This window comes from Hydrogenophaga sp. (assembly GCF_019635465.1).
In the GTDB taxonomy this organism is placed as follows: domain Bacteria; phylum Pseudomonadota; class Gammaproteobacteria; order Burkholderiales; family Burkholderiaceae_C; genus Hydrogenophaga.
In genome coordinates this window covers 50,720-68,377 of the sequence record NZ_JAHBZK010000010.1, presented here as the reverse complement: position 1 = coordinate 68,377, position 17,658 = coordinate 50,720, and the positions used below count along the sequence as shown (strand labels likewise).

The 17,658-nt window shown below is 65.9% G+C and carries 25 protein-coding genes; 3 read left to right on the top strand and 22 right to left on the bottom strand.

The features are described 5' to 3' along the window. Nucleotides 1-6: 6 nt before the first annotated feature. The 6 genes from KF871_RS10885 to KF871_RS10860 form a co-directional block, all read right to left on the bottom strand. Complete coding sequence (locus KF871_RS10885) at nt 7-990, bottom strand: hypothetical protein (protein ID WP_291141930.1); 984 nt, start codon at nt 988-990, stop codon at nt 7-9. 29 nt (nt 991-1,019) lie between these two features. Beyond that, nucleotides 1,020-1,451, bottom strand: a complete 432-nt coding sequence (locus KF871_RS10880; protein WP_291141927.1) for a hypothetical protein — start codon at nt 1,449-1,451, stop codon at nt 1,020-1,022. 61 nt (nt 1,452-1,512) lie between these two features. Then, nucleotides 1,513-2,562 carry a phage major capsid protein gene (locus KF871_RS10875; RefSeq protein ID WP_291141925.1) on the bottom strand — a complete coding sequence of 350 codons (1,050 nt, stop codon included), beginning with the start codon at nt 2,560-2,562 and terminating at the stop codon, nt 1,513-1,515. 288 nt (nt 2,563-2,850) lie between these two features. Then, the gene (locus KF871_RS10870) at nt 2,851-4,005 is read right to left on the bottom strand and encodes a hypothetical protein (protein ID WP_291141921.1); all 1,155 of its coding nucleotides are present in this window, start codon (nt 4,003-4,005) and stop codon (nt 2,851-2,853) included. 8 nt (nt 4,006-4,013) lie between these two features. Then, complete coding sequence (locus KF871_RS10865) at nt 4,014-6,092, bottom strand: hypothetical protein (RefSeq protein WP_291141918.1); 2,079 nt, start codon at nt 6,090-6,092, stop codon at nt 4,014-4,016. A 63-nt stretch (nt 6,093-6,155) separates the two neighbouring features. Beyond that, a complete protein-coding gene (locus KF871_RS10860; RefSeq protein ID WP_291141915.1) occupies nt 6,156-7,607 on the bottom strand; it encodes a terminase in 1,452 nt (483 codons plus the stop codon). Between the two features lie 44 nt (nt 7,608-7,651). Between KF871_RS10860 and KF871_RS10855 the strand changes: the two genes are divergently transcribed. Beyond that, nucleotides 7,652-7,870: a hypothetical protein gene (locus tag KF871_RS10855; RefSeq protein ID WP_291141912.1), complete on the top strand. Its 219-nt coding sequence runs from the start codon at nt 7,652-7,654 to the stop codon at nt 7,868-7,870. 8 nt (nt 7,871-7,878) lie between these two features. Here the strand turns inward: KF871_RS10855 and KF871_RS10850 are convergent, their stop codons facing one another. From KF871_RS10850 to KF871_RS10775, 16 genes are all read right to left on the bottom strand, one after another. Beyond that, complete coding sequence (locus KF871_RS10850; protein ID WP_291141909.1) at nt 7,879-8,454, bottom strand: hypothetical protein; 576 nt, start codon at nt 8,452-8,454, stop codon at nt 7,879-7,881. Between the two features lie 46 nt (nt 8,455-8,500). Continuing rightward, on the bottom strand, nt 8,501-9,040 hold the full coding sequence (locus tag KF871_RS10845) for a hypothetical protein (protein ID WP_291141906.1): 540 nt from the start codon (nt 9,038-9,040) through the stop codon (nt 8,501-8,503). Continuing rightward, nucleotides 9,037-9,525 (bottom strand): hypothetical protein, encoded by a 489-nt coding sequence (locus tag KF871_RS10840; RefSeq protein WP_291141903.1) that lies wholly within the window; start codon nt 9,523-9,525, stop codon nt 9,037-9,039. Before KF871_RS10840 ends, KF871_RS10845 begins: the two co-directional genes overlap by 4 nt. A 6-nt stretch (nt 9,526-9,531) precedes the next feature. Beyond that, nucleotides 9,532-9,888 carry a hypothetical protein gene (locus tag KF871_RS10835; RefSeq protein WP_291141901.1) on the bottom strand — a complete coding sequence of 119 codons (357 nt, stop codon included), beginning with the start codon at nt 9,886-9,888 and terminating at the stop codon, nt 9,532-9,534. 14 nt (nt 9,889-9,902) lie between these two features. Then, nucleotides 9,903-10,241 carry a hypothetical protein gene (locus tag KF871_RS10830; RefSeq protein ID WP_291141899.1) on the bottom strand — a complete coding sequence of 113 codons (339 nt, stop codon included), beginning with the start codon at nt 10,239-10,241 and terminating at the stop codon, nt 9,903-9,905. Beyond that, the gene (locus tag KF871_RS10825) at nt 10,238-10,762 is read right to left on the bottom strand and encodes a hypothetical protein (RefSeq protein ID WP_291141896.1); all 525 of its coding nucleotides are present in this window, start codon (nt 10,760-10,762) and stop codon (nt 10,238-10,240) included. The genes KF871_RS10830 and KF871_RS10825 overlap by 4 nt, the downstream gene beginning before the upstream one ends. After that, on the bottom strand, nt 10,759-10,935 hold the full coding sequence (locus tag KF871_RS10820) for a hypothetical protein (protein ID WP_291141893.1): 177 nt from the start codon (nt 10,933-10,935) through the stop codon (nt 10,759-10,761). The genes KF871_RS10825 and KF871_RS10820 overlap by 4 nt, the downstream gene beginning before the upstream one ends. A gap of 214 nt (nt 10,936-11,149) precedes the next feature. After that, nucleotides 11,150-11,899 (bottom strand): hypothetical protein, encoded by a 750-nt coding sequence (locus KF871_RS10815; RefSeq protein WP_291141891.1) that lies wholly within the window; start codon nt 11,897-11,899, stop codon nt 11,150-11,152. Further along, nucleotides 11,896-12,363: a RusA family crossover junction endodeoxyribonuclease gene (locus tag KF871_RS10810; protein WP_291141887.1), complete on the bottom strand. Its 468-nt coding sequence runs from the start codon at nt 12,361-12,363 to the stop codon at nt 11,896-11,898. The genes KF871_RS10815 and KF871_RS10810 overlap by 4 nt, the downstream gene beginning before the upstream one ends. Continuing rightward, nucleotides 12,360-12,752, bottom strand: coding sequence for a hypothetical protein (locus KF871_RS10805; protein ID WP_291141884.1), 393 nt, complete (start codon nt 12,750-12,752; stop codon nt 12,360-12,362). The genes KF871_RS10810 and KF871_RS10805 overlap by 4 nt, the downstream gene beginning before the upstream one ends. Next, entirely contained in the window at nt 12,749-13,672 is a 924-nt protein-coding gene (locus KF871_RS10800) for an AAA family ATPase (RefSeq protein WP_291141883.1), read from the bottom strand. Before KF871_RS10800 ends, KF871_RS10805 begins: the two co-directional genes overlap by 4 nt. Beyond that, nucleotides 13,669-14,133: a hypothetical protein gene (locus KF871_RS10795; RefSeq protein ID WP_291141880.1), complete on the bottom strand. Its 465-nt coding sequence runs from the start codon at nt 14,131-14,133 to the stop codon at nt 13,669-13,671. Before KF871_RS10795 ends, KF871_RS10800 begins: the two co-directional genes overlap by 4 nt. Beyond that, nucleotides 14,133-15,005 carry a hypothetical protein gene (locus tag KF871_RS10790; protein WP_291141877.1) on the bottom strand — a complete coding sequence of 291 codons (873 nt, stop codon included), beginning with the start codon at nt 15,003-15,005 and terminating at the stop codon, nt 14,133-14,135. The genes KF871_RS10795 and KF871_RS10790 overlap by 1 nt, the downstream gene beginning before the upstream one ends. After that, the gene (locus tag KF871_RS10785) at nt 15,005-15,277 is read right to left on the bottom strand and encodes a hypothetical protein (protein ID WP_291141875.1); all 273 of its coding nucleotides are present in this window, start codon (nt 15,275-15,277) and stop codon (nt 15,005-15,007) included. Before KF871_RS10785 ends, KF871_RS10790 begins: the two co-directional genes overlap by 1 nt. Beyond that, a complete protein-coding gene (locus tag KF871_RS10780) occupies nt 15,274-15,642 on the bottom strand; it encodes a hypothetical protein (RefSeq protein ID WP_291141872.1) in 369 nt (122 codons plus the stop codon). Before KF871_RS10780 ends, KF871_RS10785 begins: the two co-directional genes overlap by 4 nt. Nucleotides 15,643-15,741: 99 nt before the next feature. Continuing rightward, nucleotides 15,742-15,999, bottom strand: coding sequence for a YdaS family helix-turn-helix protein (locus KF871_RS10775; protein WP_291141870.1), 258 nt, complete (start codon nt 15,997-15,999; stop codon nt 15,742-15,744). Between KF871_RS10775 and KF871_RS10770 the strand changes: the two genes are divergently transcribed. Both KF871_RS10770 and KF871_RS10765 read left to right on the top strand, forming a co-directional pair. Continuing rightward, complete coding sequence (locus tag KF871_RS10770; protein ID WP_291141867.1) at nt 15,998-16,732, top strand: S24 family peptidase; 735 nt, start codon at nt 15,998-16,000, stop codon at nt 16,730-16,732. The two genes, KF871_RS10775 and KF871_RS10770, sit on opposite strands and share 2 nt — an antisense overlap. A gap of 18 nt (nt 16,733-16,750) precedes the next feature. Next, nucleotides 16,751-17,434: a hypothetical protein gene (locus tag KF871_RS10765; protein WP_291141866.1), complete on the top strand. Its 684-nt coding sequence runs from the start codon at nt 16,751-16,753 to the stop codon at nt 17,432-17,434. Nucleotides 17,435-17,658 lie beyond the last annotated feature (224 nt).

Below are 17,658 nucleotides of genomic sequence, written 5' to 3'. Positions count from 1 at the left end.
GTTGCGTCAAAGCTTCACGCACCAGAGCAACGCCACGTTGCGTGGACGGGTCTCTGTGGACACACGTGGCGCGCCGTTGGTGCCATCGGTCTTGGTCGGGCCGATGCGCGATCCAGCAGGATCGGTGATTGGGCTCCCACCTGTGGCGTTGCCTCCAAACCCGTACAGAGCCCCAGATCCGCCATACATGGTGATCGTGTGGTCGTGGCCCTGGAACGCGTCAAGCTGCGAGCTACCGAACACCCGGCCGGCATCAACGCCTCGCCCGTTGTCCCAACCTCGAACGAACTCAGCGCAGAGGTTTGGCAATGGCATGCGCTTGTTCGCCGCATAGTCCACCGCAGCAGAGGCGCCGCGGGTGGACGCTCCGCCAGCGCTGGTCTGGATCGGGAGCACGGCTTGCGTGAATTCGTTCCAGAGCATCGTGAACAGCGCTTCGGTGTCGGCGTTGGCCCGTTCGGTGGCGCCAGATGCGGCATTGCCAATGGTGTTGCCGTTCGCGCGAACCCACCCAGCTGGTGCAGTGGTGCGCATGAACGGGATGGTTTCCCCCGTCTCCCGCATCTCGACGCCAATGGCGGTGCGCGCTGCGGCCTGGGTTGCAGCGGTGAAAACACTCTCACCGACTGCGGTCGCGCCGAGGGATGCCCGCCATTCCGCACGCGTGGTGCTGGATGCAGGCGCTGGAATGCCCAGGCCCACCAGCTTGGTACCGGCTGGGAAGCTCACCGCGAGACCGCCGTTGGACGATCCGCGAATCGTGGTGCGCGTGAGCTGGTTGGCCGCTGAGTACGTCCCCAGGCCAAACTCCCACTCACCGGTGGGCCGACCTTGATCGTCCACCGCCTCGATGAAGTAGGGGACCGTGTCCGACACAGCGCACACAGCAGCAAATGCGCGAAAGCCCAGCACCGCTCCCGCGAGGGCGAACACACCGGTACCAGAGGATGTGCTGGCTTCCAGCACCCGGTCAGCAACAACGTGCGGCATGACGTCTCAGCGGTGGTGGGCTTCTCGGGTCAGGCCGCAGCCCGGATGGCTTCGAGGATCTTGGCTTTGGAGGCATCCGGGTCGATCGCGATGCCTTCGGCTTCGGCATGAGCCACCAGCTCCGCCTTCGTCATCTCGGCCAAAGGTTTGCTGGGCGTCTCGTCGCCGTCATCCGGCGCCAACTCTCCGAGCGACCCGCAGGCCTTGGTGATGGCGCCCTTGAAGTTCGTGCCGTAGGCCTTTTCCAGCGCGTCCGCGCCGTACTTGCCAGCGAGGCGGTCGGCCTCTTGCGTCACGTCGAGCTTGACGGTCTCACCGTCGACGGGGCCTTTGACTTCCACGTTGTCCTCGCCGAACACCGCTTGCGCGATGGGCAGTTCGTGCTCTGGGAGGTCACGCGGCAGGATGGTCATGGCGTCGCGCGTGATCAGCACGGCGACCAGGGGGATCAGGCGATTCATGGAGTTCTCCAGGGATGATGGATCAGGGAAAAGGCCCGGCGCTTTGCCGGGCCCTTCTTCATCACGCGGCGACGATCACCGCGTGCGCGTTGCGCCGGTTGGTCTTCATCGCGCACCGCAGGTCGAGCGACGCGTAGGTCGCACGGACGTTGTGAGGCGGGGTCGGGTTGTAGACCGCCATCTCGTCGTCCTCGTACTTGAGGTGCTTGGTGTTGATGAAGTAGCAGCGCTTTTCCCAGAGGGAGGCCGCCACCGGCGTCTCCAGCGCGTCGATCACGCTGAACACCGGATCCCAGATGATCTCGACGCCCTTGAAGTACAGGCCGGTGCGAGCGCCCTGGCCGGTGGCCACGTCGATCATCTTCGGCTTGCCGGCCTCGGTGTTCTGGGTCAGCGTCAGCACGCTGGCGTAGGCGTCGATGAAGGTCGAGCCGGCCAGGATGAAGTCGGGCGCACCGCCGTTGCGAATGCAGTTGCGCCAGGCCGCTTCCATCGTTGCGCGCAGGCTGCCAGTGGCCACCGCGCCGGCGAAGTAGTTGCGCCAGTAGGTCTTCGTGGCGGCGTTGAGGCCACCCACGGTGCCCACAGCGGGCGTGCGCGAGACCAGTGCATCCAGGCCCACCACCGCATCGGCGCTGGCCGTGCCGTCACGGTGCAACTCGACGTCGAGCTTCTCGACGAAGCCCAGCTCGAGCGCTTCCATGTGCTCGGTCAGGATGTTGTAGAGGATGACCTTCTCGTTCGGCTCCAGCACGAGCTTGCCCTTGCTGGCCGGGTCCGGATCGACTCGGATGCCAGCGGCGAACAGCATGTCCCAGTCAAGGTACAGGCCGTCCAGGGCGACGCGCCAGGGGAACTGGGCTTGCGCGGCGGTGGATCGCTTGTTGAAGGTGCGGGCGGTCTCGCCGAAGGACCAGGCGAAGTTCGAACCGTAGGTCTCGCGCACGGTCTCGACCGAGTACTGGCGCGCCGGCATCAGGTTCTTCTTCTTGCCCATCAGCATCTTGATGAGCGGTCGTTCGGTACCGATCTGATCGACCGGGCGGTTGCGCATGTAGTTGTCGAGCGCGGCGACAGTGACCGTAGCGAGGTCGGGGGCTGAAATGGGCATGACGCCTCTCCTGTGCAAAGTTGATGGCTCTGCACGCCAACCACCGCACCCATGGTCTAGGCCTTCTGCCTGCGCTGCCCTGCCGACGGTGAACCCGGCTCACAACCTGTTGGGCGGCACCTGCAAGGTGCTGAGGGACGCGACCCCCTCGTACATGCGACATTCCCGGCGTGTGCGAAGCCTTCTGGCTGCCGGGCGCGACACCGGCTTACGACGTGGCCTTCGGGCTTCTGCGGGGCGCAGTATTGGCCGGGCGTCAAGGCGCCTAGCCGAAAAGTGATCGATGCTCTACAGCCCCAACGACTCGAAAGCGCCATGCACGGCGTCCATGGCGTTACGCGGCGCCTGCGCAACTGGTCGACCTGCACCGGCGTGGCCAGGGCGCAGTGGCTGCGGTGCGGGTGGTGCTGGTGCGACCGCGGGTGCCGGCGGCGTGTAGGCGTCGTACATCATCAGCACAGCCGCCTCCCACTGGTTGGGCTGGTACGTCTCCACGAACTGGCGCTGGCGCTGCGGGTCGGACAACTGCGCGCGAATGAACGCGACCTTTGCCTGGTGGCCAGGAGTGTTTGCGCGCTGCGCCAGCGCTGCGTCGATGCGCTGGCCGGCCTGCTGCACCGTCTGCTGGTACTGCTGGAACTCGTTGGCCTGTTGCGTGGTGCGCTGGGCTGCCGCGCTCTGCGTGCGCAGGCGGATCATCTCCATGGCGTGCTCGCGCGAGAGGGTCAGGCCCTCCACCTGGGCCTTGAGGTCTGGATGCTGGCTCAGCAGATCCACGCCGGGCACTTCGGAGCCCAGGCGCGTGGCGATGTCGGCCCGGATGGTGTCGATCTGCTGCAAGGCCTGCTGCAGTTCCTGCGGGTTCGTGGACTTGAACATGCGGCCGATGGCCAATGCATCGCGGAACTCGTCGGGTGCCAGACCACTGTCGTGCACGAGCTGACGCACGGCGCCCAGATGCTGCTCTGCCTCGGTTGCGCGGCGCTCCAGGTCGGGCATCGTCTTCACGCGCTCGGTCAGCTGTGCCCACCGCGCCGCGGCGCGCTCGCTCATGCCTTCGGGCGGCGTCAGCTCATCAGCTGCGGGAGCAGGCGCTGCAGGAGGCTTTGCACCGGGTGCCGGCGCGGCAGCTGGTGGCTGGGCCTGCGCGCTCGGTGCAGCAGCAGGTGCAGCAGGCGCTGTGGATCCCGAGGGAGCTGCTGCAGGCTCGGCACCAATGCCGTCGAGCAGGTAACTCAGGCCACCAAAGGTTTCGGGCTGCTCTGCTGGCGCAGCTGCGGGTGCTTCCGCCTGTGAGGCAGGTGCATCGGCGGCAGGCGCTGCGCTGGCTTCTGGCGTCGGTGCGGGTGCGGGTGCAGGTGCAGGGGTTGGGGCGGAAGATCCGCCACCGGCCGCGCCGGGTTCGTCGTTGAAGAATCGTCGGATGAGCTTCTGGATGAGCATGAGTGTTCCTACTGCAGGGTGGCAGGAATGGCCAGGTCAGGGCCGCCTGGCATCGGCATGCCCGGCGCGGCGCCGGGAATCTCGGGAAGTGCGGGAAGCGGGCCAGCAGGAGCGCCGCCCATTGGCAGGGCTGGGGCGGCCGGCATCGGAGCTGGTTTGGCCGGCAGGAAGCGATCCACGTCGATCGTCTCGTCGAAGCGGGCCGCCGTCTCGCGCACGAGCTCACGCTCGGCGGTGCTGTCGCCACCGGAGGAATCGATCTGGCGGATCACCATCACCATCTCGCGGATCAGGGGAAGCGCGCGCGTCCAGGTCTCCTGCGCCTGCAGCTTGTTCGGTGCAGCCGTCGACCCCGCCCGGATCTTCATGTTGATCAGGTTGAACACCGTCTCTGGCGTCGCCTGATCGGGCCACTCGTAGGTCGGAGCTGGTTGCGGGGCTGGCTCAGCGCCTGGCACCGGCACCGGGCCCATGGGCGTGTCCATCATCGGCTGCTCGACCGGCTCCGGTGCACCCATGATCGTCTCGACCATCGCGGGCGTCATGGAGAGCAGGCACACCTCGCTGGCGTACTGCGCGATCTCTGTCAGCCAGTCCTCGATCTGGTCGCGGAACTCGGCCACGCGCGCGGCCAGGCTCTGATCGCTGATCGCGGCCTCGGTGGCGGTCTTTGGTTGCACCACCACGGAGCGGGCGGCATCCTGCAGTCCAGACACCATCTCCCAGTCGTTGCGAATCGGGCTGGTGTCGTAGACCGCCGGGTCAATGGTGAGTTGCGTTCCCTGCTTGATGTTGTCCTCAAGGCGGGCGCCACCAGTGTCCACCACGATGATTTCGCCCAGCTCAGGGTGCACGCGGACCTTGATGTCCTTGTCCTTGACGTCAGCCGAGGCGATGAAGTGCGGGCGGATGTTCTTGCGGACCTCGGCGAACTTGTCGCGCGTCTCGTTGTGCTCGTCCTGCAGCTTCTCCAGCACGTCGACCAGGCTCTGTGCCACGAACTCGCCGTCGACCGACTGGAACGGCAGCAGGAAGTAGGGGTACCAGCGCTCGCCCACGCGCTCCGGCTGGTAGGGCTTGCGCGCGAACCTCGTCTCGATGCCATTGACGAAGGTGTAGATGGTGTTGTCGAGCTTGCTCCACGCCTCGTAGACCATCACCATGGGGTCATCTGTGCCCTGCCCCATGCCGGCGTACACGCCGCGGCCCGGCTTGTCGTCGTCGCTCATATCGCCGCCGACCTTGTAGGTCGTGGCGCGGTCCAGCAGGTTGGAGCCATCCTCGCCGGCCAGGTCGGGGAACATGCTGCGCGCCTTGGAGCGGCGCATGGGGATCTTCTCGATCAGGTAGTCACCGCTCGCGTAGTCCCAGATGTCCTCGACGGCTGGATCGGGGAGCAGACGCTCGGTGCGCACCATGTCCAGGGTCAGGCCTTCGGCGGCCACCACCTCGCGCTGCGCCTCCAAGCCGGCGAGCGCTTGCTCCAGCTCGCGCTTCTTCGACTCCTCGTCGGCCAGGCGCTGCGGGTCCTCCAGCTCGGAGATCAGCGCCTGGATGCGCTGCAGGTTGTCCTGCGTGTCCTCGATCCGCTGCTTGATGAGCGGATCCTCGCGGATGTCGCGCTGCCACTGAACCTTCACCACGCCGAAGCTGCACGTCATCGCAGCCTTCACCGCGCGCTTGGCCTTCTGCTTGAGCTTGGCGTCCTCGAGCATGGTCTGGGTGACCGTGCTCACGGTGTCAGCGAACAGGCGTAGCGGGCGGGCCTTGTTCGTGGGCTCGCCCGACATCTCCGGGTTCTTCGCGTAGACCTTGGAGAGGATCACCGAGACGGTCGAGGCGATCAGGTTGGCGCGGTGCTTGTTGTAGGCCGCCGAGGTCGGCTCGGCCTCCTTGCTGATGCCCTGCACCACGGCCCGGTTGTGGGCCACTCGCTTGTGGAATCGGCTCCAGTGCTTCTCGCTCGCCTTGGCGCGCGCCTGCCAGGTCTTGACCAGCGGGTCGGCCTGCGGCTCGGTCGCGGAGTTCGGCGCCGACATGGCGGCGGTGTTCACGCTGGGCGCTTGCGCGTCGACGGACTGGGGCATGGTGGGCATCCTCGAAACGGCCGCACTGTGGGCCGACCAGCACCGGACGTAGCCGGAAAGTGATCAGCGTGGCACCAAGTGGCGCCCGTCTTCCAGCACACGCGCGGCGGAGGCTTCGCCCGGGTCCGGCCCATTCGCGCCAGGGGCGTCATCCGGCCTGCTGGTCCGTCGCATAAGACCCGCCTTGAGCATGTCGAAGCAGTGGTCTTCGGCCTCGGTGTCGACGTCATCCGGGTCGTCCGGGTCCGGCTCAAGGCTCGGCACGGTGCGGATGGTGTGCTCGCAGGTCGAGAAGATGGCCAGTTCGTCCAGTTCCAGCGCCTGCTTCACCAGCAGCGCGCCGGCCTTGCGGCTCCCGGGCCCGGCCCACCAGGGGCGGAAGTTCAGGCCAGCGCGGCGGAAGGTCTGGCTGTGCGTGTTCTGCGCGCCGTACTGCGCGCCCCCCTTGGCGAACAGGTCGGGGCCAGTCAGGCGCAGGCCGATCTCGTAGCCCAGGCGCTCGTCGTGGGCCTCCCTGGCCAGGATTCGAGCGGCCACCTTGTCGGGCGTCTCCTTCGTGCCCACGTTGGGCAGTGCCTTTCCGCGGTCGTCCGTGGCGATGCCGTACAGCTCGCGCCACAGGTAGGTCTTCCCCTCGGGGTCTTTGGCAAACCAGCCCACGGCGTACGGCCTGGCGTAACCCCAATCCATGGCCTGCCAGAGCTTCCAATGCGCCGGGATGGGAAACGGCTTCACCACGTGGCGCTCCGGATCCCAGGCTCCCTCCAGGAATGCGCCGATGTGGATGTCCCAGTCGCCGAACAGCCAGGCCTTGCGCCGGTTCGGGTCCTTCGTCCCCTCCAGCGTCTTCATGTACTCGGGATCGCTGGCCAGCAGTGTGGTGTTCTCCCGGATGTCGCCGTGCACGTAGGTGCGCTCGCGCCCGGTGTCGTCTTTGATGATGGTGCCGGGCGGTACGCCGTAGCGGCCGAGCTTGTAGCGCTCCTTCACCGCGGCGTGGCCACGGCCGTACGGGTTGCAGGTAGCGCGCACCATGCGTGGCATGCCAGACACGCTTGAGCGGCAGCACGACTGCATCATCTCGAAGAAGTCGAGCGTGCGCCAGTTCGTCAGCTCCTCGAAGCCGATCCAGGGGTATTCGTGGCCGTGGTAGTCCCAGTAGTCATCCTCGGTCACGCCCACGCGCAGCAGCAGCTCCTCACCGCCGGGGAAGATCCACTTGAAGTCAGCGTGGCTCTCCAGGAAGCGGGCGTTGGGGAAGAACCGGCGGAACCACCGCTTGGACTTCTTCACCACGTCGGCCAGCTGCTTGTATGTCTCGCGGAACAGGATGCCGCGCCACTCAGGACCGTAGCCGCGGCCCACGAACTGGGCGAAGGACATCAGCAGAGCGTCGGTCTTGCCCGGGCCGCGTGTGCCCTCGTACAGGCACTCGAACACCGGGCACGCGAGGAACAGCGTCTGGCTGCCGGGGTGGGGCTTCCAGGCGATGTTCGTACTGGGCGGAAGGATCAAGCCATCCCCCGGCGTGCTACAACCCGCCTCCAAAGGAGGCATCCATGGGGAAACCGTTCAGCACCATCTTGGCCGCGATCGAGCACGGCAGCAATGCCATCGTTCCAGGGACCAAACCCGTCGACGATCTCGCCGAGCTCGCAGCGGCAGCCAAGACCTACAAAGTGCACCTCACCATTCGAGGGTGGCGCAAAAGCGAGAAGGACATGATCCGAATTGCCATCCTTGGCGGCAAATACGTGACCTTCGATTTCAGCGACTGAGACCGTAGTCACTCCGGCGTCGCCTTCTTCACCGCGTCCGCCCAAGCCGCCGGGTCGGCCATCATCCCCGGCACCACCAGCACGCCACCGGCTGCCGCAGCCACCGGCGCCAGCGGCTTACCGCCTGGCCCGGACAGCTCCACCGCGCCGCGCTCGCGGTAGGTGTTCGGCCGGCGCGCCTTGAGCAGGAAGATCATCAGCGTGTCGCTCGGGCGATTCACCGTCAGGTACTTGAGGGAGCCGTCGGGGTTGCGCGCCTGCACAGGCTTTCGCACCTTCACCGGCATGCCGCTGTCGCCCACCTCCTCCACCTCGACCATCTTGGGCGTGCCGTCTGGGTTCATCTCCCACACGGGCGTGAGCTGGCCCTGGTAGATCACCGGCTCCTCGACGCCCACCACGGCTCGGCGCATGGCTTCGCGCTCCAGGCGCTCGGTGCCCTCCTCCAGCGAGTCATCCCAGGCAGCGGCGAATTCGGCGTCGGCCTCCTTCCACCGATACACCGTGGTGCGGTCCACGCCGGCCTCGTGGGCAGCCTCGCCGATGGTCGCGCCGTCAGACATGGCCGAGAGGAACACGAGCATGGCCCGGTCCTGTAGGTCTTTTTCAGACGTGGTTTTCGTCGCGGCCTTACGCCCCATGGTCATCACCCTCTTCCTTCACGATCTCCACCAGCTCTGCGCGCAGCAGCACGAAGCCCCATCGGCGATTGGTGGGGTGGAGGTAGCGGCAGACGAGGCGCTCGTGGTTGTCCTTGTCGCCGCCACCCACACGCCGGCCGCCACGGTAGCCCTCGACGACGGCAAGCGCGCCGGTTGGTGTCCGCACCTTGGTACCGATGGGGATCTCGTCGGCGTCGCGCGGGCGGTTGTGGAACCGGAGATTGCCCACTGGGGGCTTGGTGTTGATGCCGGCGGACATGGTGGTGGGCTCCTTCCAGTCTTTGGCGCGGGCTGCGGCCTGGGCGGTCTTGGGCAGCTTGGTCAGGTGCCACTTGCCGCAGACGTGGCAGCGGTAGGGCTGCTGGTCTGAGTTCCCGTGGCGCTTCTTCGATCCGGCGTGCCAGTCCCTGACCGCGTTGCGGCTCTCGAAGACCTTCTTGTCGAAGCAGCCGCGCTGGGCGCGCTCGACAGGGATGTCACGGCCGAGCCGCTCGAAGCCCTTCTTCATCGAGCCCCCAGCCCTGCAAAGGGGGTGCCTATTGGGCGGCGCGCGGAACCACGGCGGATGGCTTTGACATGGCTCAGGCTGACCTTGGTCTCGGCGGCGATGCGCGAGGACGGGCCCGGCGCGAGGCGGATCTGCTCGACCATCTCGTCGGTGATCCAGCTCTGCGCGCGCTTCATGCGGGCCATCTTGGCGGCCTTGGCCGGGCTGCTGTAGGCGCCACGCTTCGCCGCCATCTGGGCCTTGCGTCGGGTGGTGGTGGCCACGCTGCAGTCGGGAGACACGCAGCGCTTGTGTCCGCACTTTGCGGCAACCACGAGCCCGGGCGGCACCGGCTGGCCGTCGGCGAGCTCGCGCACCAGGCGGCGCACGTACACCGTCTTTCCGCCGTGGCGCTTCTGTGGGCGACCGTGACTGTCGCAGCCGCCATTCCAGAACCAGCACTCGCCCACCTCGTCGCAGCGGGCTTTGATGTCTTCCAGCGCCATGGGGATTCAGACCTCCAAGCGCTGGAGCACGTCTTGCAGGCCGCGGACGATGGCGTGAACCCGGTTGGAGCAGTCCTCCACCTGCATCACGAGGTTGCTGCTGGCTGCACGGATCTGGCCGGCACCCATCGGGTCTTTCACAGGCGAAGGCTCGGATGGTCGCTGCAGTACTTGCGTCCGGTCGGCCACGGCACCGGCTACATCGTCGAGAAGACTCAGCGCTCTGCGCAGGTCATCTAGCGCCTCGATCACCCGAGGCGATTGGCTCTGTTTCTGACCGACGAGTGAGCCGAGATTGCGCATCTGTCGATCCATGGCGGCCGCTTCAACTTGTGCTGGCGAGCCGGGGTACGTCTGGTTCATGGTGGTCCTTTCGGTCAGTTGAATACCCGGGTATCCGGGACGGGGATTTGGGTCGGCCAAATGCCTCGACGCAGCAGCTCGCGCACCGTGGAGCGCCAGGCAGCGGTCCAGATGGCCACACGCTCCTCACGCGAGAGGCGTGAGCCCTGGTCGATCAGTCGGTGGCAGGTGCGGCAGAGCGCGGCCACGAACACATCGCTGGCCTTGATGGACTTGCCCTTGCCGTGCACGCTCTGGTTGCTGTGCGCGGGATCGCTGGGGCCCGCGGCGCCGCAGCACTGGCAGGGCAGCGTTTTGATCGCGTCGAGCAGCTCTCGGCTGCGCACGTAAGCGAACTTGGAGATGACCGTCACGCCGAGGCCTCCAGCTCGCGCTTGCGCGCTCGGACGGTGCGGCGCTGGGTGGCGTCTTTCAGGTTGAACACCTCGCCGGTCTCGGGGTCGGTCCACTCGTCCGGGAAGGTCACGCCCAGCTCGGTGGCAGCGTGGGCGGCCACGCGCTCGATCAGGTCGGCGTAGCCCTTGGTGCCCAGGCCTTCGGTGCTCTGGCGGATGCGGCGGCGCTTCTTCTTCCCCGTGGTGGGGTCGATCGAGGTCTTGGTCTTGTAGCCCAGGAACTTGTCGCGGAAGTACTCCTTCCAGGCGTCCAGCGCGTAAGCCTGGCCGTTCGGGCGGGCCTGCTCGGCGATGTTGGCCAGGATGCAGCCGTGGTAGTACTTACGCTGTTTGTCGGTCAGCGCGTCCTCGGCCAGGCGAACCTCCAGCACGCAGGCGCGGCCGGCCTGCAGCTGGGCACCGATCCACGGCAGCACGGTCTCGGTCAGCACGGCGCGGCCCTGCACCGCGTTCATGAGGTGCACTTGCTGGCCGTTCATGAGGCACCTCGCGCCAGCGCTCGCCAGATCTGGGAAAGCATCGACTCCGACGGCGCAGGCCTCCAGCGCTTCACCGGCGGCAGCGGCCATTCGCGGGTGGCCACCTCGCCATCCACCACGCTCGGGTCTGGCGGCACGCTGTGCTCCAGCTCGAAGTGCTCGGGTGTGCTCATGCTCGCGCCTTTCTCTTGCGTGGCGCCCAGCGCCAGCAAAGCGTGCGGCCGTCCTGGTTCGGCGGCTCGCTCTTTGGGATGACCAGGCAGCGCAGGGTCCGCCCCTTCACGCCGAGCACCTGGTACCGCCGGCCGCTCGCGAAAACGAGCTCGTCGCCAGGCGCCGGCACCTCACCCCAGCAGACGCGCAACTTCACGAGGGACCAGTCCGGTTTCATGCCTGAGTTCCCTTGAGATCAAGAATCTGTTGCACGGGGCGCGCGCCAATCGCATCGGTCCAACGCACGGCTTCACGCCAGTCATTGGCGTTGCGCCCGTTCTTGCGGGCATGGAAGCTCCACGCCATCGAGTCGGCTGTGGCGAGCTGAGCTCGAACCAAAGGGTCACTGAGAGCCGTGGTCTTGAGCCCAAAGCCGTGCAGCCGAAGATCTGGTCGGGCTTCCTTGATGGCGAGGAGCACAGCCGCCACAGATCGTGGGTCACCATTTCGCTTGCACACGCTACCCACGCCGACCCACTGCTGGAACGTCAAGCGATCGCCATACATCCGGATGTGTTCCACGTAGTCGCCAGGAGCGAAGCCTTGCAGCACCGGCAGGATGTACACGCCGGCAGTGTCTTGCTGCAGCAAATCGTCGTAGCGCTCTACGGTCAACCGCTGGTGATCGCGGACCGAGAGACCGGTCTTTTCCACGATCCAGGCCTCGCACATCCAGTCCTGTGCGACTGCTGCTAACAAGCGCCCGCTGCCGTTGGTAGCCCAGCGTCGGATCTCGGCCGCGTACTCGGCCACTCCGTGCCGATATCGACCGTGGGTGCTGATTTCCGTGAAGGCTCCAGAGTCCATGATCCATTCGCGCGCGAGCATGGGGGCCTTGCGAGTGCGCAACCGATTCACGCTGACAAAGGCCGCGTCGAAATGCCGCGCGTCAGAAGGCTGGTGCAGACCGGTAAAGAACTTCACGCCAGCGCCCCCAGCAGATCGGCCTGCGGCTGCTCGTTGGCCAGTGCGGTGATGGTCACCACCACGCGCGCGTCGCCGGCATCGGGCTCCATGCGCTCGGCCACGATGCGCCGCACCCATGCGTCGTCGACGATGGCCACGCCCTTGAGCGCGTCCAGCAGCACCTTGTTGGCGTTGTCCAGGTCGATGCAGCGCACCGTGTCGTCCCAGGCTGCGCCGTGCTTGCGCTGGCGGCTCTGCCAGTCCTGCGGGCGCGCCGGGTAGAGCTTCACGTGGAACTCGACGCGGCCATCAATCGGGGCGCGCACGCCAGCGGCCTTGGCCATCCAAGCCACGCGGGTCTTGTAGGCCTTGGCTTCGTCGCTCAGGGTGACGATCGCGCGCTGGTGGCCCTTTGGCAGGAAGCTGCGCCAGTAGCGGTTCGCACTCAGCGGGTACGGCAGGGTCAGGGTGACGGCGTTCATGCAATCACCCCCAACGACTTGTAGCCGACCATCCACATCGGCGGCGTCTCGTACTCCTGCCCAACCCGGCGCCACATGTGCAGGCAGTACGGGTGGTTGTTGACGTGCGCGGCGCGCGGCGGGTGGAACTGCACCACGCAGTCCTCGTCATCCCAAAACATCGCCTTGACGTGGCACATTTCCTCCCACGTCGGGCATCGGCTCGGCAGGCTCACGCTCACGTGCTCCCATCCCTCGCCATCGGATGCCACGACGGCCAGCGGCATCTCGCCCGCGCGCAAGATGCGCGAACGCGGTGGCACCATGAACGCGCCGCAGTTGCCGATCGAGTCATCGCTGCCCATGCGGCCAGAGCGCACCCGGTATTCGTGTGGAACGTGGAAACTCATGCAACCTCCATCTGCCCGACCGGCAGGTCGAGGTATGCCGCGCGCTCCTTCTGGTGCTCGCGGAACTGCTGGGTGTCCGGGTCAAACCAGAAGGCAAAGCTGCCCTCCCAGGTGTGGTGCCTCTGCTTGGCGATCCGCACGAACGCATCCGGGTCGTCGGGGTCGCGCTTTTCCTCGGCCAGCCCCAGCTTGCGCACGTTCTTCCAGCAGATCACCAAGTTGTCGACCAGATCGACGATCTCGCTCGCGCCCTTCACGTCGAACTTGTCCGGCGCGCTGCGCTCGTTCTCGCCCTTGCGCATGTGCACCACCAGGTGGATGCCCAAGCCCGTTTCCTGCGCCACGCTGCACAGGTCGTTCACGAAGTCTTTCTGCGCGGTGTAGTCGTCGGTGCCGATGCCGCACTTCATCAGGCTGTCGATCACCATGTGATCAATGCCCAACTCTTTGCGCATGTAGGTGGCCACCGCCAGCACGCGCTTGGTCGCCACCCTGCCCAGGTGGTCGTAGATCCACAGGCGGTTGTCGGTCCAGCGGTGGAAGGCGCGGATGTACTGGATGGACGGAGAACCGATCCCGGCGGCTTGGCGCGACATCTTCGCCATCGACTTCGGTGGTTTCATCTCGAAGCTGGCCAGGCCCACCTTCTGGCCGCTCTGCATGGCGCGCAGTTGCACCTGGGATAGCAGCGTGGTCTTTCCATGGCCGTTGATGCCGGCCCAAAGCGTGACCTCGCCGGGGCGCAGATCAAACTTGCCGCGCATCTTGTCGAACCCGGTGGGAACCCATGATTTCGCGCTGGGCTCGCCGTAGAACTGATCGACCACCTCCTGGGTCCAGGTGCTGGCCGGGCGAACCTTGGCGCTTTCGTCGACCTGCTGGTCGAAGTAGCCATCGAAGTCGAAGGTGTCAGGGATCAAGTGCATACGAATCCTGCCGGCCGCGACCGGCGCAATGCGTCACGCAGCCCGTGCTCGACAGGCGAGCCGCGCAACGTGAACGGGTGCCACATGAAGGCGTGAAAGGCGGGGATGTCTTCGATGGCCGGCGTGTGCCAGCCGCAGCCGACCTCGACCTGGTGCGCCTCGCCATCCGGGGTCTGGAAGTGCAGCCGCAGGTCTTCGGGCATCACCTCTGCGATGTCGCGCACCACGCGCAGCAAGCGCTCGAGGCTCACAGCGGCCCCGGCTTCGACCACCACCAGCAGGCCGGCCAGCATCCGCCAGTCCATGCGCTCCAGCGGCATGTCGTCGTGCACGTAGAGGGTCGGCCCGTCGAACTGGCCACCGACCATCGACACGGTGACGTAGCCATCGGGCCTCATTCCCTGTTGGCGCGACTCCAGCAGCGCGCGGGCGTTTGCGGCGTACCAAGGGCGCATCAGTGGGCCCCCTCAGTCCAGTCGTGCTGCTCAGCTCCATCGCCCGGCGTCACGCCGTCTTCCCAACGCTCGCCGTTGAGGTAGACCAGCGGGGCCTCCATGTACCCATCGCGCCATTTCTGCGTCTTCCGCTTCACTGCGATGTCGGCCAGGATCACGTCGGCCTTCGCGTCGAGGCCGAGGGTTCGCCACTTCTGCGCGCACTTGACCTTGTCCTGCTTGCGCTCGGATTTCGGCCATGCAGTCCAGAAGTCCTCAAACCGTCCACAGCCCCCGCTGGGGGTTGGGGGTTTCTTTCTCTTCTTCTCTTCTCTACTCTTCTCTTCTCTGTCGTCACGCTGTGACGTCACAGTGACGTCACGCGCTTCGTCACTCTCTGCGTCACTTTTCGTCACGCTGGCCTGTTCCTGTTTCTTGCGCTCCCGGTACTCCTTGGTTCGCTCTGCACCTGACTTCGAAGTTAGCGAGCGCTCCTTCTGCGGGCTGTTGTGTTCGTCGAAGTTTACGAAGCGAACACCATCTCCGCCGGGCAACTCCTGCAGCCAGTCGACCGCTAGCAAGGCGCGACCGAAACCCGGAACACCGGCCGAAATATCGAAGTCGTGTGACGACGCGTGACGAATCACGCCGTCACGTCCCGCCGTGTCATTGACCGCTGACCAGGTCGGAACAAGGGCCCCGACGACGATGCGTGTGACGACCTCAATGTCACGCGTCGTCACGTGTGACGTCACGCTTTCGTCACACGTGTCACAGCCTCGCAGCCCACCGATCCACTCCCTGAACCCGTGATCGGCCAGCAGCACCCGCGCCATCCTGACCACCTTCGGGTTGGTGACCAGGCTGCTGCGCATCTTGATCCAGTCGGCCATCAGCGCAGACCCCTCTCGGCGTCCATGCGGGCGATCGTCTCTGGCGTGCGCATCAGCACCAGCTGGCGCACCACCTTGAAGGCCTCGCGCGCCGGCTCGTTTCGCCCGCACAAGTGATGGAACTCGACCAGATCGCCCTGGGCCTTGATGGCCGCTTCGAGTTGGTCGGGCGTGTGGTTCTCGGCGTTGGCCAGGATGTAATCGGCCTGGGGCGCGAGGATCTGGTCGCGCCGCGGCGTGGCGGCGTTTGTGGGGAACGTCCAGTCGCTCATGCCGGCCTCCCGATCACGCGGCGCAGGGCCTGCACCTCCTCGCGCAGCAACCGGTTCTCGCGCTCGACGTCGGTTTCGCGCCGGCGCAGGCTGTTGAGGTCGTAGCCACGCTGGTACAGCATCCACAGCACCGGGGCGTCGTTGCCGCAGCGATCCATCAGGGCGTTGAACTTGGACCATTGCACGCCCTCCTGGCCGCTGAGCCAGCGTGAGAACTGGGCCTTGTCGACCCCAAGGTCCTGCTGCAGGGTCTTGTCGAGCGAGTAGCCGCCTAGCTCGGCACAGAGTTCGATCGCGCCGCCCAGGCTCTGCTTGCGCATCACCTCCTCGGGCCGCACGTCGACGGGAATGGAGAGTTGGTTCATTGAGCCTCGCAACTTTGTTGAGAGCGGTTGAGCACCTTGGGGAAGCCCAGCGGAACGACGATTCGCGGCATGACGAATCGCCCTTCTCTGGTGGTGTGGTCAGGCCCCGGCGGCGGCGGCCTGGGGTGTTGCGCTGGCGGCTGCGGGTTCTGCCTGCATACGCAGGACGTCCCAGGCGACATCGGGGCGCAGGCGCTCGCAGCGGACGCCGGTCTCGCGCTCGATCGCCGGGCAGTGCTCGGCAGGGACACGTCCGCGGGACTTCCACATGCTCGGAGCGCTCGCCGCGACGTTGATGCGGGCGGCCAGCGCGGCAACGCTCCCGGCCTTCTGGATGGCTTCGTCAAGGGCTTCCATGTCGATCCTTGGTTATCACGTTCGTGATTGTGCATTGAACACCAACGTGATGCAAGTCCCCGGCCTAATCACGGTCGTGAACACGCTTGCAGAACGACTGAGGTGGGCCCGCGATCAGCGGGGGTTGACGCAGGGCCAGCTGGCGAAGCGGGCCGGCGTGTCCCAGGGAACCATCGGCAACGCCGAGTCCGGGATCAGGGACAAGCCGCGCGAGCTACTCAAGATCGCCCGCGCACTGCAGGCGTCTCCGGACTGGCTGGAGTCGGGCCGTGGGGATTGGCAGGCCGAGGAGGTGAACTTCGAGGAGGTGGCGATGAAGCGCCGCGTGCCGCTCATCTCTTGGGTGCGCGCCGGCCTATGGGGCGCCGTGGAGGATCACTTCCACCCCGGAGACGCCGACGAATGGGCCGAGGCCTACGACACTCGCCCCGGTGAGAACGCTTTCGCCCTTCGCGTGACTGGCGACAGCATGACCAGCCCCATACCGGGAGACCGCACCTTCCCCGAGGGCACGATCATCATCGTGGACCCCGGCAAGGCAGCCGGTGCGGGGGATTTCGTGATCGCGAAGGACGTGGCCACCCAGAAGGCCACCTTCAAGCGGCTTGTGTCCGATGGCGGCCGGTGGTTCCTCAAACCGTTGAATCCTTCATACCCGACCGTCGAGATCGACGACCCGAACATCCGGGTTGTCGGTAAAGTGGTTGAGTACCAAATGCGGGGCAAGTTGTAAGCAGAAGGGGGCCAGACCATGCGCTGGATGTTGATTCTGATCATTACCGCTCTGGCGGCGACCCAGTCGTGGGCCCAGGCCGTGCAACTGGACGCTGACCGACAAGAGCGCGTGGCCAAAGTACTGACCCTGGCGAATCAATCGCCAGGCGACCCGAAAGCTGCGCTCGCCGCGAAGGATGCCTACCTGCAGTCACTCGCCCCCGAGTTGGCCCTACAGACCGAGTTGGACATTCTCGAAATGGCGGTCAGGGATGGCGTGGTAGATCGACAAGGGCCAGTCTTCTCGCGCGAGAACTTGCGACTGGTTGACAAGTACGGCGCCCGCAGCGATCCAAACCACGATGCCATCCGCGACTATTGGGCCTACCGCGTCATGATCGATACCCAGCTGTCAAAGGGGTCTATCGCTCCGGAAGAGCACGAATACTTGGCTTCGAAAAAGCACATGGAGATGCGCCGGCACATGGATGAGACGGCGAACCGCGAACGGGCCTCAGTGCTGGAAGCCGAACAGCGCATGCGCCAGGAGCGCGACCAGCAAGCGGCGCAGGCAGCAGCCTACGAGCGCGAGGTGGAGTTGCAACGTACCCAGATCATGGTTGACTCGATGCGGCGCAGCCTGCAGAGCATTCAACGTCCGGCGCCCACGATCTGCCGATCGGTCAGGACCGGCTACAGCACGCAGACCATCTGCAACTAGCGACACCTCGACGACCTATCAGCCCGCCTTGAGCGGGCTTTTTTGCGCCTGCCGTTCGTCGGCTCTAATCACGTTCGTGTTGACGCACTGAATCACGTTCGTGATACTTCATCCATCGCAACCCACCCGATGGAGGAAGCAGATGGACACCCAAGAAGACGACCGCGGCATGCAGATGCTGGCCGGCCTGATCGTGTGTGTCGGCACCCTGGGCGTGCTGGCTG

Bases quoted from the DNA above. Each gene is read 5' to 3' on its own strand.
- KF871_RS10775 (WP_291141870.1), bottom strand. From the start codon at position 15,999: ATGGAAGCCCTTGACGAAGCCATCCAGAAGGCCGGGAGCGTTGCCGCG.
- KF871_RS10765 (WP_291141866.1), top strand. From the start codon at position 16,751: ATGCGCTGGATGTTGATTCTGATCATTACCGCTCTGGCGGCGACCCAG.
- KF871_RS10855 (WP_291141912.1), top strand. From the start codon at position 7,652: ATGGGGAAACCGTTCAGCACCATCTTGGCCGCGATCGAGCACGGCAGC.
- KF871_RS10870 (WP_291141921.1), bottom strand. From the start codon at position 4,005: ATGCTCATCCAGAAGCTCATCCGACGATTCTTCAACGACGAACCCGGC.
- KF871_RS10840 (WP_291141903.1), bottom strand. From the start codon at position 9,525: ATGGCGCTGGAAGACATCAAAGCCCGCTGCGACGAGGTGGGCGAGTGC.
- KF871_RS10810 (WP_291141887.1), bottom strand. From the start codon at position 12,363: ATGAACGCCGTCACCCTGACCCTGCCGTACCCGCTGAGTGCGAACCGC.
- KF871_RS10885 (WP_291141930.1), bottom strand. From the start codon at position 990: ATGCCGCACGTTGTTGCTGACCGGGTGCTGGAAGCCAGCACATCCTCT.
- KF871_RS10785 (WP_291141875.1), bottom strand. From the start codon at position 15,277: ATGAGCGACTGGACGTTCCCCACAAACGCCGCCACGCCGCGGCGCGAC.
- KF871_RS10880 (WP_291141927.1), bottom strand. From the start codon at position 1,451: ATGAATCGCCTGATCCCCCTGGTCGCCGTGCTGATCACGCGCGACGCC.
- KF871_RS10845 (WP_291141906.1), bottom strand. From the start codon at position 9,040: ATGAAGAAGGGCTTCGAGCGGCTCGGCCGTGACATCCCTGTCGAGCGC.
- KF871_RS10770 (WP_291141867.1), top strand. From the start codon at position 15,998: ATGTCGATCCTTGGTTATCACGTTCGTGATTGTGCATTGAACACCAAC.
- KF871_RS10805 (WP_291141884.1), bottom strand. From the start codon at position 12,752: ATGAGTTTCCACGTTCCACACGAATACCGGGTGCGCTCTGGCCGCATG.
- KF871_RS10875 (WP_291141925.1), bottom strand. From the start codon at position 2,562: ATGCCCATTTCAGCCCCCGACCTCGCTACGGTCACTGTCGCCGCGCTC.
- KF871_RS10820 (WP_291141893.1), bottom strand. From the start codon at position 10,935: ATGAGCACACCCGAGCACTTCGAGCTGGAGCACAGCGTGCCGCCAGAC.
- KF871_RS10790 (WP_291141877.1), bottom strand. From the start codon at position 15,005: ATGGCCGACTGGATCAAGATGCGCAGCAGCCTGGTCACCAACCCGAAG.
- KF871_RS10825 (WP_291141896.1), bottom strand. From the start codon at position 10,762: ATGAACGGCCAGCAAGTGCACCTCATGAACGCGGTGCAGGGCCGCGCC.
- KF871_RS10865 (WP_291141918.1), bottom strand. From the start codon at position 6,092: ATGCCCCAGTCCGTCGACGCGCAAGCGCCCAGCGTGAACACCGCCGCC.
- KF871_RS10795 (WP_291141880.1), bottom strand. From the start codon at position 14,133: ATGCGCCCTTGGTACGCCGCAAACGCCCGCGCGCTGCTGGAGTCGCGC.
- KF871_RS10780 (WP_291141872.1), bottom strand. From the start codon at position 15,642: ATGAACCAACTCTCCATTCCCGTCGACGTGCGGCCCGAGGAGGTGATG.
- KF871_RS10850 (WP_291141909.1), bottom strand. From the start codon at position 8,454: ATGCTCGTGTTCCTCTCGGCCATGTCTGACGGCGCGACCATCGGCGAG.
- KF871_RS10835 (WP_291141901.1), bottom strand. From the start codon at position 9,888: ATGAACCAGACGTACCCCGGCTCGCCAGCACAAGTTGAAGCGGCCGCC.